14 protein-coding genes are annotated in these 15,116 nt (G+C 60.7%); 9 read left to right on the top strand and 5 right to left on the bottom strand.

The genetic code is table 11. From position 1 onward, the window contains the following. Nucleotides 1-45: 45 nt before the first annotated feature. Nucleotides 46-711, bottom strand: a complete 666-nt coding sequence (locus A3224_RS13915; protein ID WP_067155861.1) for a YrbL family protein — start codon at nt 709-711, stop codon at nt 46-48. After that, the gene (locus A3224_RS13910; protein ID WP_231902531.1) at nt 704-1,819 is read right to left on the bottom strand and encodes a glycosyltransferase family 4 protein; all 1,116 of its coding nucleotides are present in this window, start codon (nt 1,817-1,819) and stop codon (nt 704-706) included. Before A3224_RS13910 ends, A3224_RS13915 begins: the two co-directional genes overlap by 8 nt. A 156-nt stretch (nt 1,820-1,975) precedes the next feature. Here A3224_RS13910 and waaA point away from each other — a divergent pair, with 156 nt between their 5' ends. After that, nucleotides 1,976-3,292 (top strand): lipid IV(A) 3-deoxy-D-manno-octulosonic acid transferase, encoded by a 1,317-nt coding sequence (gene waaA, locus A3224_RS13905; protein ID WP_067155854.1) that lies wholly within the window; start codon nt 1,976-1,978, stop codon nt 3,290-3,292. Between the two features lie 205 nt (nt 3,293-3,497). Here waaA and A3224_RS13900 read toward each other — a convergent pair whose 3' ends face one another. Continuing rightward, nucleotides 3,498-5,000 (bottom strand): TolC family outer membrane protein, encoded by a 1,503-nt coding sequence (locus tag A3224_RS13900; RefSeq protein ID WP_067155851.1) that lies wholly within the window; start codon nt 4,998-5,000, stop codon nt 3,498-3,500. Nucleotides 5,001-5,295: 295 nt separating this feature from the next. Between A3224_RS13900 and A3224_RS13895 the strand changes: the two genes are divergently transcribed. The 5 genes from A3224_RS13895 to A3224_RS13875 all read left to right on the top strand — a co-directional run bounded on the left by A3224_RS13895 (nt 5,296) and on the right by A3224_RS13875 (nt 10,338). Next, complete coding sequence (locus A3224_RS13895; RefSeq protein WP_067155848.1) at nt 5,296-5,961, top strand: paraquat-inducible protein A; 666 nt, start codon at nt 5,296-5,298, stop codon at nt 5,959-5,961. Continuing rightward, a complete protein-coding gene (locus tag A3224_RS13890) occupies nt 5,958-6,614 on the top strand; it encodes a paraquat-inducible protein A (protein WP_067155845.1) in 657 nt (218 codons plus the stop codon). Before A3224_RS13895 ends, A3224_RS13890 begins: the two co-directional genes overlap by 4 nt. Continuing rightward, nucleotides 6,607-8,988 (top strand): PqiB family protein, encoded by a 2,382-nt coding sequence (locus A3224_RS13885; RefSeq protein ID WP_067155842.1) that lies wholly within the window; start codon nt 6,607-6,609, stop codon nt 8,986-8,988. Before A3224_RS13890 ends, A3224_RS13885 begins: the two co-directional genes overlap by 8 nt. Before the next feature lie 18 nt (nt 8,989-9,006). Further along, nucleotides 9,007-9,552 carry a DUF4136 domain-containing protein gene (locus A3224_RS13880; protein WP_067155839.1) on the top strand — a complete coding sequence of 182 codons (546 nt, stop codon included), beginning with the start codon at nt 9,007-9,009 and terminating at the stop codon, nt 9,550-9,552. A gap of 234 nt (nt 9,553-9,786) precedes the next feature. Continuing rightward, nucleotides 9,787-10,338 (top strand): DUF4136 domain-containing protein, encoded by a 552-nt coding sequence (locus A3224_RS13875; protein WP_067155836.1) that lies wholly within the window; start codon nt 9,787-9,789, stop codon nt 10,336-10,338. Nucleotides 10,339-10,647: 309 nt separating this feature from the next. Here the strand turns inward: A3224_RS13875 and A3224_RS13870 are convergent, their stop codons facing one another. Further along, nucleotides 10,648-11,700, bottom strand: coding sequence for a glycosyltransferase (locus tag A3224_RS13870; RefSeq protein WP_067155832.1), 1,053 nt, complete (start codon nt 11,698-11,700; stop codon nt 10,648-10,650). Between the two features lie 30 nt (nt 11,701-11,730). Continuing rightward, nucleotides 11,731-12,771, bottom strand: coding sequence for a glycosyltransferase family protein (locus tag A3224_RS13865; RefSeq protein WP_067155829.1), 1,041 nt, complete (start codon nt 12,769-12,771; stop codon nt 11,731-11,733). A gap of 146 nt (nt 12,772-12,917) precedes the next feature. Between A3224_RS13865 and A3224_RS13860 the strand changes: the two genes are divergently transcribed. The 3 genes from A3224_RS13860 (at nt 12,918) to A3224_RS13850 (ending at nt 15,051) form a co-directional block, all read left to right on the top strand. Then, nucleotides 12,918-13,574, top strand: a complete 657-nt coding sequence (locus A3224_RS13860; protein ID WP_139223287.1) for an NUDIX domain-containing protein — start codon at nt 12,918-12,920, stop codon at nt 13,572-13,574. Nucleotides 13,575-13,662: 88 nt separating this feature from the next. Then, nucleotides 13,663-14,184, top strand: a complete 522-nt coding sequence (locus tag A3224_RS13855; RefSeq protein WP_067155822.1) for a DUF1249 domain-containing protein — start codon at nt 13,663-13,665, stop codon at nt 14,182-14,184. A gap of 54 nt (nt 14,185-14,238) precedes the next feature. Next, on the top strand, nt 14,239-15,051 hold the full coding sequence (locus tag A3224_RS13850) for a metallophosphoesterase (protein ID WP_067155819.1): 813 nt from the start codon (nt 14,239-14,241) through the stop codon (nt 15,049-15,051). Nucleotides 15,052-15,116: the final 65 nt, after the last annotated feature.

Raw genomic sequence — 15,116 nt, 5'->3', positions numbered from 1 at the left:
GCGCTTGCCAGAGTATAGGGGAGCCCCTATGTCACAGACGCTTCCTCAACGTTTGAGACCGCGCGCCTCGAATTTGCGCCAGGGCAGGCTTTTATCGGACAGTTCCCACTCAGTGCGCAGCCACATGCGCGCAATGCGCCGCTCGATATAGCTGTCGGCGAAATAGTCGAAATGCGCCGGCAGAGGTAAAAAGGCCGCGCTGCCGAGACCGTCGATCAGGTACAGCTCCAGTTGCCCTTTCTCTTCTCGCACCACCAAATTGTGGGGGATCAGGTTTTTGGTCAGTACCCGGTGGCGCCGCAGCCAGTCGCAAAAGCGTTCCATCGCCGGGTGGATACGATCGTCCAGGCCTTGGCTGTTTAGGTATTGGCGCAGTGTCGGCGCCGGCTCTCCCCGTGCATCCAGGATCATATCGGTAACCGCGCCCGGCCCCAGGCTGGTCTCGCGGATGCCATACCAGCGCGGCAGATGTCGCCACAGCGCATCGTCGCCTTGGCGCAGAGCGCGCTGGGCATAGCCCTGTTGCTCGCGCAGGTTGTCGTCGAAGTAACTCTCACCGCGCCAGCGCTTGTACCAGGGCGCGCGGGCGACAAGTTCCGCACAGCGGCCCGGGCGCATTACCTTGACGCATAGTGCCGGGTCTTGCGGGTGGCGGAAGCAGAGGCGGTTGCCGCCGCTGGCGAAAGGCGTGCTGTCGCTCAAGTCAATCACGGTGCAGCTCCCGCTCTTCCAGTAGCGATTGATAGATTTCGATGGTGTGTTGCGCCTGGGCTTGCAGGGTAAACTCCGGCGCTAGATGTGCCCGTTCCGCCGGCGTGTCGAGCAGTTCACAAGCTTTGCGGTACAGGGCGTGGGGATCGGATTTTTGCACCAACCCGCGGGGGAAGCAGGCGCGCAGGGACTCCGCCGGGCCGCCGATATCGTAACCGATGATTGGTGTACCCACCGCCGCCGCTTCGATGACGGTGCGGCCGAAAGGCTCGGGGCGTTGCGACAGGTTGAACACCAGCGCGGACTGCTTGTACCAGTAACGGATATCTCCGCGGTGGCCGACGAAGGTCACCCGGTCCTCAATGGCGAGACTGCGCACCCGTTCTTTCAGTTCTTCCTCGTAGTGGGTTTTGTTTGGCTCGCTGCCGCCGAGAATAACGCCGTGAATATCCGCGTGCTTCTCCGCAAGGCGCGCCATCAATTCGATAAAATCCTCCTGCCCCTTCCAGCGAGTCAGGCGCCCCGGTAACAACAGCCAGCGCTTGCCGCGCAGCTCGGGAAATTCACCACAAATGTTTTCCAGCCAGTTATCCGGCAGTTGCAGTGTCGGGAAAAATTCATTGGTATCCACACCGCGGTAAACGAGCGCGGGCGTTCGCTGCAGATATTTGCCGTAGTTTTCCTGCAGGTAGTCGAGCACGCAGGTGGATATCGCGATTACCTGCTCGCTTCTCGCCATGATGGCGCTATAGCGGTTGATCGAATAGAGACCGTGGGCGGTACTGACCAAGCGGGGCCGGGAGGCTTGCGGCATTTTCTTCCAGGCCAGGTAAGTCAGCCAGGCGGGAATGCGGGAGCGCACGTGCAGAATATCCGCCTGCAACTCCGTGAGCAGTTCGCGCAGTGGGCGCACCTGCCACAGGCTGGAGAGGGACTTCTTGTGGATCGGCATGGCGATATGCCGCGAGCCTTCGCGCTCGAGCTGCTCGACCATGCGGCCGCCGTTGGAGATCACAATGGATTCATGCCCGGCTTCGACCAGGGCGCGGGCGAAATCCACGGTGCCGCGCTCAACGCCGCCCGAGTTTAAGGCGGGCAGCAGTTGCACTACTTTCAAAGGCTCAACTCCGATTACAGACGTGGTAGGTATCCGCTCGATGGTATGATGGCGGCCTCCCGGAAAGGGTGGCAATTATAGGCAGCGGGGCTGTATCGCGTACAGCGGAGGGCCCGCGGCCAGGAATTTTTTCGGTTCTTTTCTTAGATGCGCAATCTTTACACTTGGTTATTTCGTGCCGCTGTCCCTTTGATTCTGTTACGTCTGTGGTGGCGCGGGCGGCGGGAGCCGGCGTACCGGCAACGGCTGCGGGAGCGCCTGGGGCGGGTACCTGTGCGCGCCAGCCGTGCGCCCCTGATCTGGGTGCACTCGGTTTCTGTGGGGGAGACCCTGGCGGCGGTCCCGGTGATCGAACAGTTGGCGGCGCGCCACCCCCACTGGCAGTGGCTGGTGACCACCACCACCCCCACCGGCTCGGAGCGGGTGGGCGCGGCACTCAAACCGCTGCTCGGCGGGCGGCTGCTGCACTATTACCTGCCATACGATCTGCCCGAATGTCTGCGTCCCTTTCTCGACGCTCTGCGGCCGAACCTGCTGGTGATTATCGAGACGGAATTGTGGCCCAACCTGCTCGCGCTCTGCGCGGAGCGCGGAATGCCCACCTTGCTCGCCAATGCACGCCTGAGCGAGAAATCCGCCCGTGGCTATGGGCGTTTCCCGCGCTTGACCCGAGCTATGCTCAACAACTTGACCCGGGTGGTGGCTCAGTACCCGGCCGATGCCGGGCGCTTTGTCGAGTTGGGACTGCCTCAAGAGCGCGTGGTGGTCAGTGGCAATATCAAATTCGATCTGGATATCGACTTGGGCATGGTCAGCGAGGCCCAGGCGCTGGCGCACCAGTGGCGCGGTCGCGACCACCGGCGGGTGTGGCTGGCAGCCAGCACCCATGCGGGCGAGGAAGAAGTGGTGCTCGATGCCTTCGCCCGGCTGCGGTGCGGGCACAAGTCGTTTGAAGACCTGCTATTGGTGCTGGTTCCGCGCCATCCGCAGCGTTTTGATGATGTTGCGCGTCTGTGCCGCGATCGAGGTTTTCGGCTGCTGCGCCGCAGTGACGGCGGCCCTCCCGGGCCGGAGCATCAGGTTTTGCTCGGCGACACTATGGGTGAACTGCTCAAGTTCTACGGTGCCTGCGAGCTGGCCTTCGTCGGCGGCAGTCTGGTACCGGTGGGCGGGCACAATATGATCGAGCCCGCCGCCTGGGGTGTGCCGGTGATTTGCGGCCCGCATCTGCATAACTTCGCCGCAGTGGCCGAACTCTTGTCCCGGGTTGGCGCCTTGGCGGTGGTGGAAGATGCAGAGAAGCTGGCGCAGCAGGTGCGGAAGTGGCTCGAGGATGACAGGGCCAGACGCAGTGCGGGCGCCCGGGGCAGAGATGTGGCACAGGAGAACAGCGGCGCACTGCTGCGGCTGCTGGAAGAAATCGAGAAACTGCAAGAGAGCGCTTTCCGGGGAGTCGCTGATTGACGCGTTTGAGCGCTGTCAGTGATTCCGGCGTTCAGGCAGCGGGACAGCTCCTTCACATCAGTGCGGGCGACTGCCAAACACGCCCTGTATCCAGGGCCGTCGGAATCTTCCTTTCAGCGTTGGGGCCCTATCCAGCGTTGGTCTTCCCACATGCGCATGAGCAAATCAATTAGAAGCGGGCGGACAATGTCCGCCCGCTAGCGATTTATTTAACTGCCGGCACGGCGCTGGTTTCCGCAACGCGGTTGACAGGTTGGGCTGGGTTGAGCCTGGCTTCCAATTGCTGCAGGTCGTCCGGTGCCAGAAGGCCCGCCACCCGCTTCAAACTCAGGGTGTTGATAATGTAATCGTAGAGGGCATTGGCGTAATCGGTCTGTGCCTGGAACAAAGTGCGTTGTGCCAGCAAGACGTCGACGATATTGCGCGTGCCCACCTCGTAACCGGCCTGGGTCGCATCCAGGGCGCTTTTAGCGGAGACAACCGCCTGTTCGCGGGCCTTCACCCGGGAGACATCCGTTACTACCGCGCGGTGCAGCGTGCGCGTGTTCTGCACCGTGTTGCGCTGGGTCAGGTTGCGCAGGTCTTCCGCCTGGAAGGCCAGATTGCGCGCCTCGCGGCGGCTGGCACTGAGGCCGCCGCCGGTGTAAATGGGGACGCTCAGTGTGAGCGCTGCGTACTTGGTTTCAGTGGTGGTATCGATGGGTAGCCTGATGTCGTCTGCGTCCGGGACAGACGTGTCTGCATGGCCGTCCTGATAGTACTTCTGATAGGTCAGGGAGCCGGTCAGGGTCGGCAGGTGTTCGCTGGCGGCGGCGCGGGCGCCGTAGCGCGCGGCGTCCGCGGCCAGGCGCGCGGCTTTGAGGTCAAAGTTATTGGCCAGGGCGAAATCCACCCAGGCGGCGCGCTCGATCGGCTCCGGCGGCGCCACCTGGAAATCCCCCCGCAGAGGGGCGACTGTGTCGTGGTGCGAACCGGTAAGTACCGAAAGTGCGTCGAAATTGCTCAGTAGGTCGTCTTGGGCGGTGAGGCGGCGGGCCACGGAACTGTCGTAGGCGGCCTGAGAGTCGTATACATCGGTGATCGCCGTCAGACCCACTTCAAAGCGTTGCTGGGTTTGCTCCAGCTGCTTGGCCAGGGCCTCTTCCTCGGCAAGGGCCGCTTCCAGTACATCGTGGGCGCGCAGTACGTTGAAGTAGGCGGTGGCGACGCGCAGCATCATTTCCTGCTGATTGGCACTGAACTCCGCCGCGGCCTGTTCGCTGGCCATGGCGCCCTGCTTATAGCCGAACCAGGCCGGCAGATCGAAGATGGCCTGGCTCAGGGTCGCGGAGTAGGTGCGCTCGTCCGTGTCCGAGTCAGTGGTGTTGGGTACCGGCAGAACGCCCTGATCGAGGAAGGTATAGTCAAACTGGGTTGAATTGTTGCGGGTCCGGCTGGCTTCGGCCGAGGCGCTGATCTGTGGCAGCAGCGCCGAGCGCCCCAGGTTTTTGGCCTCGAGGCCCGCGTGGTAGGCGGCGCGGTCGGCGGCCAGTTGCGGGTCGTTTTCCAGAGCCTGCAGGTATACCTCCCACAGCGTGTCCGCCTGTGCCTGCACGGCGCCGAAGCCGAGCAGTGCGGCGGCGAGCGGTGCTTTCAGGGCGGCGAAAATCTGGTTTTTGAGCGGGCGCAAATGGCTGCCCCGCGTTTTGTTGCGTTCACTTCTTTTCATCGGTATCGACTTCCTGTGACGGGTGCGGTCTTACAAGCGGGCAATGCTGCCAGTCTCCCCAAATCTGTCGCGTGAGTGTACCCGTGGGCCGCGGGGGCGTCGAGGCGACGCCCGGGGCTTTTTGGTATATCTTCGTTAAACCGAAGCGGCTGTGCGGCAACCGGTAAACACTGGTGGCGCTGGGGAATAGCCGCTGTTCCCTGATTGGGGCGTCGCGCGACAATTCAATAGACGCGACAAAGCCGGTTTTGGATGCGGCAAATATTATGCAGAAAAAGGCAAGGATTTCCGGCAGATGCAAAGAGGGGCAGATGTGATGCAGCGCCGCTGGCAGCGCGCCTGCCACGAGTGCGATCTGCTGATAACCGATGCCCTGGCACCGCCTGGGCAAAAGCTGGTGTGTCCGCGGTGCAATGCCGTGTTGCACCGCAACCCAAAAAACAGCATCCGCTACACTGCGGCGCTCAGCCTCACCGGACTGCTGCTTTTTATTCCCGCCGCGACTTTGCCGCTCATGCACTTTTCCATCTTTGCCTTCAGTGGGGAAAGCACGCTGCTAAATGGTGTCGCCGCGCTGTTTAATGCCGGTTATGTATGGCTATCCGCTTTGGTACTTTTCTGCAGCGTGTTGGCCCCGCTGGTCAAATTTCTGTTGCTGGCTTTTATTTGCTGGGGCAGTGCCTGGGCTTTTCTCGACGGTCCGGTAGCCGTCGCGGTGCGCTGGTACCGGCACCTGAAGGAGTGGGGCATGTTGGACGTGTACATGCTCGGGGTATTGGTGGCGCTGATCAAGATGCGTGATCTGGGCAAAATGGAAGTGGATGTCGGCCTCTATTGTTTTGTTGCCATGATGCTGGTGGCCAATCTGACCACGTTAAGCTTCGACCCCCATGTGGTCTGGGCACGCATGGAGCGTCGCCGGCGGCGCGCGAGGGCGGCCGTTGCGGGGGGCACGCAGTGAGGCTTCCGCAGAAGGCCCTGTCGCACGGGCTCACCAGCTGCCTTTCCTGCCACCAGCTGGTGCGGTTGCCCGCGTCTGGCTCCTGTACCTGCCCCCGCTGTGGAGGTCGGGTGCACGGGCGTATCGAAGGCAGTCTAATGCTGACCTGGGCGCTCGCCATCACCGGTGCACTGCTTTTGCTGCCGGCCAATATTTTGCCGGTGATGACGGTGATTTATCTAGGCTCCGGCGAGCCGAGCACGATTATCAGCGGTGTGATGCAGCTTTATAACGCCGGTCTCTGGGGGATTGCGTTGGTGGTGTTTGTGGCCAGTATCGCGGTGCCGGCGATGAAGCTGATGGGACTGTTCCTGTTGCTGATCCAAGTTCAATTGCGTCTGCCGCTGCTGCCGCTACAGTCAATGAGACTCTACCGTGTGGTGTCCGGAATCGGCCGCTGGTCTCTGCTGGATCTGTTTATGATTTCCATACTGGTGGCGCTGGTGGATATGGGGGTCATAGCGCAAGTGGTTGCAGGCCCGGGCAGTACCGCCTTTGCCACCGTGGTGGTAGTCACCATGTTGGCGGCGCGCAGCTTTGATCCACGCCTGATCTGGGACGTTTACGACCAGCGCTGTTTCGACAACGAGAACCCGGGGGCGGGGAATGAGTGACGATGATTCGCCAAAAAAACTGCCGCCGGGCAGCGGGGATTACAGCGACGGCCCACAGCAAGGGCTGGTTAGGCGCAGTCGCGGTCTGCCGTTGGTGTGGTTGTTGCCGCTGACCGCGGCGCTGATCGCGCTGTGGTTGCTGTACAAAAATTTCACCCAGGGAGATATCCACGCGACCATTCTCTTCCGTTCCGGCGACGGCTTGGTGAAAGGCAAGACACCGGTGAAATACTCCGGTGTGGATATCGGGGTGGTGACGGATTTCAAGCTAGTACCGGACGCACCGGAGCTGGGCGGTGAAGACGGTGTACTGGCGGAGGTGGATTTCAGCCGCAGCGCCGAGCACCTGCTGGTGGAGGGCTCCGATTTCTGGCTGGTCAGACCCGAGTTCACCATTACCGGGGTCCGCGGTCTGGAGACGTTGCTGTCCGGCAACTATATCGCCGTGGAGCCGGGCAGCGGCGCGCGCAAGCGCAAATTTGTGGCTCTGGATCGACCGCCGGCCTTTGTGCGCGGAGACGGCCTGCGGGTGGTGCTCAAGGCGCCGCGGCTGGGTTCTTTGAACCACAGTTCTCCGGTCTACTACCGACAGCTGAATGTGGGGCAGGTGGAGGACTTCCGCTTGAGCGAAGACGGCAACGGTGTAGAGATCAACCTCTTTATCCGCCGCGAATTCGCCCACCTGGTGCACCGGGGCAGCCGCTTCTGGAACAGCTCTGGTCTCAGTATTGAAGGTGGCATCAGTGGAATCACCATCAATCTGGAATCCCTGGCCGCTCTGGTAGCCGGCGGGGTCAGCTTCCACACCCCGGAGGAGCAGCGCCACTCCCCCCTTGCGGTCAACGGCAGCCAGTTTGAACTCTACGACAGCTTTGCCGCTGCCGATGCCGGCATTCCGGTGACCTTGAATTTCGATCGTGGCGTCAGTGTCAGCCCCGGCACTCAGGTGGTTTACCAGGGTATAAAGGTGGGGGAGGTGAGCGAGGTCAAAGCCAACCGCCAGCTCAATGGCATGGAGGTCAAGGTGTTAATGGACCCCATTACCGATGACCTGCTGACCGAAAACACCCGTTTCTGGACCGCGCCGCCGACGCTGGACATCGCCGGAGGGCTGGACAACCTGCTCAGGGGGACCCGTATTGAAGTGGATCTGCGCCACGGCAGCTATTCCCGCCGGGCCTTCGACGCCCGCGCCGGGGCGCCACCGCGGGACCCGCGAGTGCCGGGGCTGCACCTGCGCCTGACCGCGCGCAACCCCGGCTCCCTGCAGCGCGGCGCCTCAGTCTATTACCGCCGCATCGAAGTGGGGCGTGTTCAGGGAATGGAGTTGCGCGAGGATGGCAGCGGTGTGGAAGTGTACGCGGTGATCGAGCCGCGCTACGCGCACCTGGTAAATCGGGAGACCCGCTTTTGGAATATCAGTGGTCTGCGCGCCAGTGCCAGTTTGAGCGGCATTGAAGTGGAAGCGGATTCACTCTTGTCGTTACTGCGCGGCGGTATTGCATTCGGCAGTCCGCCATGGGCACATAAGACGGCTGCGCCAGCTCAGAGTGGCGACAGCTTTCCCCTCTACAGCAGCCGCGAAGCGGCGCTTGAGGAAGGGGTCACTATTCACATCATCCTGCCCGATGCCGAGGGCCTGCGGGAGGGGGCGCCGGTGCGCTACAAGGGGATACAGGTGGGCGAAATCACACGCCTGCGCCTGGAACAGGATCTGGGCGCTGTGCGGGCACGGGCCAAACTCTATCGGCGCGGAGAGGATTTCGCCCGCGAGGGTACCCGAATTTGGGTGGTGTCACCGCAAATCGGTATCGGTAAGCTGGCCAACCTCGATACCTTGGTTACCGGCCGCTACCTGGCGCTGGAGCCCGGTGACGGTGGCGAGCAGACCGAGTTTGTCGCCAGCCTGCAGCCGCCGCGGGACCCGCTGGCGGAGGCCATGAGCCGCCCGGGCCTGACCCTAATTCTCGACGCCGCTCGGCGGGGGTCTCTGGTGGCCGGCAGCCCCGTCTATTATCGCCAGGTGCAGGTGGGTGAAGTGACCGGCTTTGACCTGGGGGAACTGGCGGATCGGGTCTACATCTATGTACATATTGCGCCCCGCTACCGTACTCTGGTGCGCGAAAACACGGTATTCTGGAACGCCAGTGGCGTGGAAGTGAACTTCGGCTTGAAAACCGGACTCACCGTCCATACTGAATCCACACAGGCGCTGCTCACAGGCGGCGTCGCCTTTGCCACGCCGGAGGCGCCGAAAATGGGGCGTGAGGTGGAATCCGGCAGCCACTTTCCCTTGTATTCGGAGCCGAAACCCGAGTGGTTCCGCTGGAGCCCCAAGATAGAACTGTATCTTGCCGACGAGCCGGCCAAGTAGAAAACGAAAGGAGTTGTTATGAGAACTGTAATTGTTGGTCTGCTCGGGCTGTTGCTCGCAGCGTGCCAGGACGTTCAAGTGCAGAGAATCGAGCCCGCGGCGGCACCGGTGGCTTTTTCCACTTATGCCTGGAGTCAGGCGGCGCTTTCCGATGTCCCAGAGGCATCGGCACAACTGGTGGAGCTGGATCAGGAAATGCGCGCGGCGGTGACCGCGGAACTGCAGATGCGCGGCTATCGACAAGTGGAAGATACCGGAAGCGCGGATATGCTGGTGGACTACCAAGTGGCGGTGGTGGAAGAGACGTTTTCCGGCGACCCCACCGATCCCAGCTGGGATGCCCAGTTTGACAGTAACGCCCCCGCTGGCGTGGTGGAACTGCCGGCTCGCACTGGCGCGCCGCGGGTCACCCTGACGCTCGGTATCGGCCGTGCCGACAGCGCGCCGATATGGGGAGGCAGTGCGACAAAATTGCTGACGCGCCCGGAGAGCGCCGAAGAGCGCCAGCGCGTGATTGGTAACACGGTACGCGAGCTGCTAAAAGATCTGCCGGCGGCCTATTGAGGACAGCTCACAGTAGAGCAAAGCGACTTCCGGGCGTTCTTTGTGGGGTGGTTAGCCGCTCCGCTCCCGGAGGAAAAGCGCAAATGATGGAATAGCGATAGTGACGCCGCCACATAAAGCGATGTTCACGTGTGAATCAATCGGCGGTTGTCACATGTGAAAAAACAAACAATAAGGAATCATTTTTTCGGTACGGATGCCGATTCTTCAGCAATCTTGTATTTGGAGGCAGGCATGAGTGCCATTCTGCGGTCCACCTTTTTGTTGCGCTCGGGAATTCTGGCCCTGGTGGTGTTGTTGGCGAGCTGTGCGTCCGCGCCGCCAGTGGCGGTGGACTACGATCCCCAGGCAGATTTTTCCAATCTGCACAGTTACTACCTGCTCGATCCCCTTGCCACTGGCCCTGTGTCGCCGCTGGAAATTAAGCGCATGAAGCGGGCGGCGGACGACATACTGCGGCAGCGCTATATGGCGGCCGACAACGCCGAAAGTGCGGATTTTTTGGTGCGGGTGCAGCTGCACTCCGTGGATAAGGTCGCAGTTTATGACGACACCCTGGCATTTTACGGTGGTTACCGGTACTGGGGCTTCGGTTGGCGCGCGCCGCTGCATGTGCGCGAGTACCGGGAAAATACCTTGGTGATGGATGTCCTCTCCCCAGACAATTCACCACTCTGGAGTGGCAGCCTGCGCTCCACCGCCGCCCGCTATGACGACCCAGTGCAGCGGCAACAGCAGTTGCGGGAAGAAATGGCGCAGCTGCTGGGCCGTTTCCCGCCCAACTGATCCGACATCCCCTTCACAAGCGCTCCGCCGCCTCAGCAGGCACTGCCAAACGGGGCGCGGAGCCTAGGGAACCTCTGATTCATTCACTTCCCGGCGTAAAACTCTTTGGAGCCAGATGAGAAGCTCAGGTGATAGGCTGGCCATTTCGAAACCGTCGGATACAAGGATGTATCCGGCGGAGCTACAGGGAAGTACTCGTGCGTTTTCGAAATGGCCAGCCTATTGCCTGAGCGCCCCGGAAGCTACCATAGTATTCACGCGAATTAATCAGAGGTTCCCTAGCTGCAAAGTGCTTTTGTAAAACGCCGTTTACCGCCCCTTTTCCAGCAGATGCTGGTATAGCTCCGTGTAGGCGGCGACAATATGCTGCTTTGAATAGCCCTTCGCGTACACCTCCGCGGCACTTTCCACCAGCTGTTCGCGCAATCCGGGGTTTTCCAGCACTGACTTGATGGCCGCAGCCAGTGCGTCGGCGTCGTCGATGGGGGTGAGCAATCCGCTCAGTCCATCGGTGATAACCTCGCCCGGCCCCTGAGACTTGGTGGCAACGATTGGACAGCGGTGGGCCCAGGACTCCATTACGATGGAACCCAAACCCTCATGCCGCGACGGGCATACAAAAAGGTCTGCTGTACGCATCAGCGCCGTGACATCGGTGCGCCAGCCGAGAAAACGCACCCGGGTGTCGAGCCCCAGCTTGTGACACAGCGCTTTGAGCTTGGCCTCTTCCGGGCCGGAGCCCGCCAGCCACAGCATTGCATCGGGAATCTGCGTTAGGGCGTGCAGCAGTACGTCAAAGCCCTTGTTTATGTGCAGGCGGCCGGCCGCCAGTATCAGCGGCCTGTCGGCCGGGGTGTCAAAACTGTCCCGTGCCAGCGGCTCCACCGGTGTTTCGTCGGCGAAATTGGGGATGTGGAAAATCCGTTCCTTGGGCAGCCCGCCGTCCACCATATGCTGGCAGATGCCCTTGCTGATACCGATCCAGTAATCCGCGTGGCGGTAATACTTGAGGTTGTAGTAGTGTCCCAGTCGGTTGACCAGCAGATAATCCGGGGAGGATTTGGTTGTGATGCTGGCCCGGCCCATCCAGGTCATAACGATATCCGGGCGGTAGTTTTTCAGCGCGCGCCGGTAGGCCGACTTGCCGATCACATCAAGCGGGCCGCCAAAGCTGAAACCTTCGGTTTCCACGCCGTTGTGGCGCAGCGACTGCACGCGATGCGCGTGGTTGCGGATAAATGCCTTTTGCGCAAGTTCCGGGCGTTCGTTGAGGCCGCTGACCAGACGCACGAAAAAATTTTCCGCTCCACCCCGTTCGGCGCCGGCCAGCACCTGGGCTACTCGTATTGGCTTGTTGCTCATAAATAAAAAACTTCGTGAGTTGCGCCGACGTTATTTCAGTGTGCCGTCCAGCTTGATATCGCGTGCCCAAACATAATCGTGGCTGAAAGGCTGAAGGGTAGATGCCTCGACAATGTATTGGGCATAGAGTTTCGAATTCATCTCTGTGTGGAAAAAATTCCGTGCACGTGCGGCCCAGGCACGGCGCTTGGCGTCGTCGCCGTGGAATTCACGGATCTTTGCCAACAGGTCGTCTTCGTTGCTGAAGTAGACTACGCTTTCCGGTGGCAGCAGTTCGTCGAAGTGCAATTTATCACTGGTGAATTGCAATATGCCGTTGCCCGCCAGCTGTGCCATGCGCGCGGAAGCGTACCAGTAGTGGGTATCCTGGCGGTTGAAGTTGAGGCCCATTTTGGTTTGTGCCAAAGCCCGGTCGTAATCCCGCCCCCACACCGGCGGTTCGCCGAAACTGCCGTAGGTTTTGAAATTCAGCTCGTCGCCGAGCTGGTCTTTGAGGTATTTCACCATCTGCAGGCGCTTGGTGAAATTGTTGCTGTTGCTGCAGAAAAGCAGGTCGATGGGGAGATCGGTGCGCTGCGAGTTGTCCAAATTCTCAATTGCCGGTTCCACCGGGTTCGGCATGTGGTAGACGCGTGCTCCGATACCCTCGAACATTTTCAATTCACGGCGGCCGGTGGAGACAAAAATCGCATCGGTCACTTCGGCGCGGTGCTTGATCCGCTCCACATTGCTGGGTACGAAGAGCGGGTCGTTGTTGCAGTGGGCGATAATGCAGTTCGGTTGTTGCCGTTTGATCGCTTTGAGTGTGTCGTTGCTGATCATGTCGCAATGGCCTGCGATCACCAAATCCGGATCGAAGGCCTCCACTGTCTCCAACAGGCGGCGGTTGGCTTTGCCCACCCCCAGATCGCGGATGCCTAGCGGCGCCTCGAAGGCGGCTACATCGCGGTCGCTGAAAACCTGGGTATAGTGATCGTTCTTGATAAGACCAAAGGTCAGCTTCTGCGCCCAGCTGACCCGGGTCTTGCCGTAGCGGCGCAGTTGCTGGTAGGCGATGTTGAGCACTCTCATAAGGTGCGTTCTCTGTACTGCCAGGGGAAAGTGAGGCGGAAAAATTTCTGGCCGCGTGGTCACGGATTTTTCCAGGCGGCAAAGTATAACAGCTGGCCGGAGGCGAGATAGCCCACCAGCGCGGTTCACGGAGTGCAATAATGAAAATGAAAGACAGAAATGAGGACTTGTCCCCGGAGTTTGATCGCAGCTCAGTAGAAATTATTTCCCGCAAGCCCGTTTTTCAGGGATTTTTCACCATGCTGCGCCTGCGTTTGCGCCACCGTTTGTTTCGCGGCGGCTGGAGCGCTGAGTTCGACCGCGAATTGTTCGTGCGCGATCCGGCGGTGGGGGTGCTGCTATACGATCCCGTGCACGAACTGGTGGGGCTTACCGAACAGTTTCGCGTTGGCGCGCTGGAGCGCCCCGGGGGGCCCTGGTGTCTGGAGGTGGTCGCGGGTATGGTGGAAGAAGGCGAGTCCTTCGAAGATGTGGCCAGACGAGAGGTCTACGAAGAGGCGGGCCTGCAAGTGGAGCGTCTGAACTTTATTCGCAGCTATATGCCGAGCCCGGGCGGCAGCTCCGAGCGACTGCACCTTTACTGTGCGCTCGTGGACCTGCAAGGCGCAGGGGGAAATTTCGGTCTGCCACAGGAAAACGAAGATATCCGTCTGCGGATATTTCCGCTGCAAGCGGTGTTGGATGCGATGGAGCAGCGGGAGCCGGGAGCCCATTGCCCGATCGACAACGCGGCTACCGTTATCTGTATGCAGTGGCTGCAGCTCAATTACCGGCAACTTGCTATGCAAACGATTTCGGAATGACTGGTCAGCGTAAATTTTGTTCGTCTACCCGTGAGGGTGTGCAAACTGAGATCTGAATCACAGCGATATTAGAATTGGAGTGTCAATAATGGCCCTACTGACCGAGACCGGGGCGGTTGCCGAGCAAAAGGCAAAGCTGTCGCTAAAGGGCAAGAAAAAACCGGCATATCGCGTAAATCTGCCGGCCTATCACGCTGACTGCGATGCCAATTATCTGCGTCTGTGCAAACTGCTGCCGGAGCTGGACAGCAGGGAGCGCTGGCGTTACCGCATGCCCCATGGGACTGTTGAACTGCTCGTGCTGGAGCGCTCCAGGTATACCACGGAAGTGTGCCTGAGTGCCGAGGCTGTTGCCGGCGACCGCCGTTGGATAGCGCCGCCGAACATTACCGTGCGCCTCTATCACGACGCGCGCATGGCGGAGGTAATCGCAATTGATGGACACGGGCCCGTGGGCGGCACTGGTGTCGATCACGTTTATCCCAATCCGCGGATGCAGAGGGCAGATGAGCGGCAGCAAGTTAATCGTTTTCTCGGAGAATGGCTCGGCCACTGCCTCGCCAATGGTCGCGCAGAATTTGAATTAGTGCTGGATGGCCGGCGATTCTAGTATTTCCGGCCCGCACAAATCGGTATGACATGGATGTCAACAATAGGTGAGTAAGTGAGTTGCGAGCACAGAGAATCGAGTGGGCCGTCACATCGCCTAGTTCAGTTTACTGACCCCCATATTGGCGGTCGGCCCGACTATCAGTTGTTGGGACTGGACACCGGGCGCACCTTGGACGAAGTGTTGCGCGCCATCGCCCGCGACCAGGCGAAGGCCGAACTAATGGTGGCCACCGGAGACATCAGCGCCAATGGTAGTGAGGCCGCATACCGCCGCTTTCTGCAGAAAATGCAGTCGGTGCGTACGCCCTGGCGCTGGCTGCCCGGTAATCACGACGACCCTGCGCGCATGCGGCAGCTGGCCCCGCGCCGCTCGGCGGAGGTGGCCAACTTGGGCAACTGGCGCCTGTTGCTGCTGGACACCAGCGTGGAGAATCAAATCTGCGGCGGTCTCAGTGAGGAGCAGCTGCGGCGATTGCAGCAGCTACTCGAGGAATCCCGCGAGCACCCGGTGATGATTCTGATGCATCACCAGCCGGTGCCTGTGGGCAGTGACTGGATCGATGGCCATATGCTGCGCGAGGGCTGTGAACAGTTCCTGCGCCTGGTCCGCGCGGCACCCCACGTTAAGGCCCTGGTATGGGGGCATGTGCACCAGCAGTTCGATGGCAATTTGGACCATATTGGCCTGCATGCGACCCCTTCCACTTCGGTGCAGTTCACTCCCGGCAGCGGCCCCTTCTCGGTGGACGATGAAATGCCGGGCTACCGCTGGTTCGACCTAAAGGAGGACGGTACCTATACCACCGGTGTAGAGCGGGTCACCGTATCCGAATACAGTGTCGACCTGGCCTCCGCCGGTTACTGAGGCGTCCCTTTACGGTTCTTGGCTGTTATTGCCGGCTGCCAGTTTTACAATGGGGCGTCTCCAGG

It is taken from the genome of Microbulbifer thermotolerans (genome assembly GCF_001617625.1).
GTDB classification, from domain to species: domain Bacteria; phylum Pseudomonadota; class Gammaproteobacteria; order Pseudomonadales; family Cellvibrionaceae; genus Microbulbifer; species Microbulbifer thermotolerans.
Note: the sequence above shows the minus strand (reverse complement) of the source record. Positions and strands in the feature narration are given on the sequence as shown.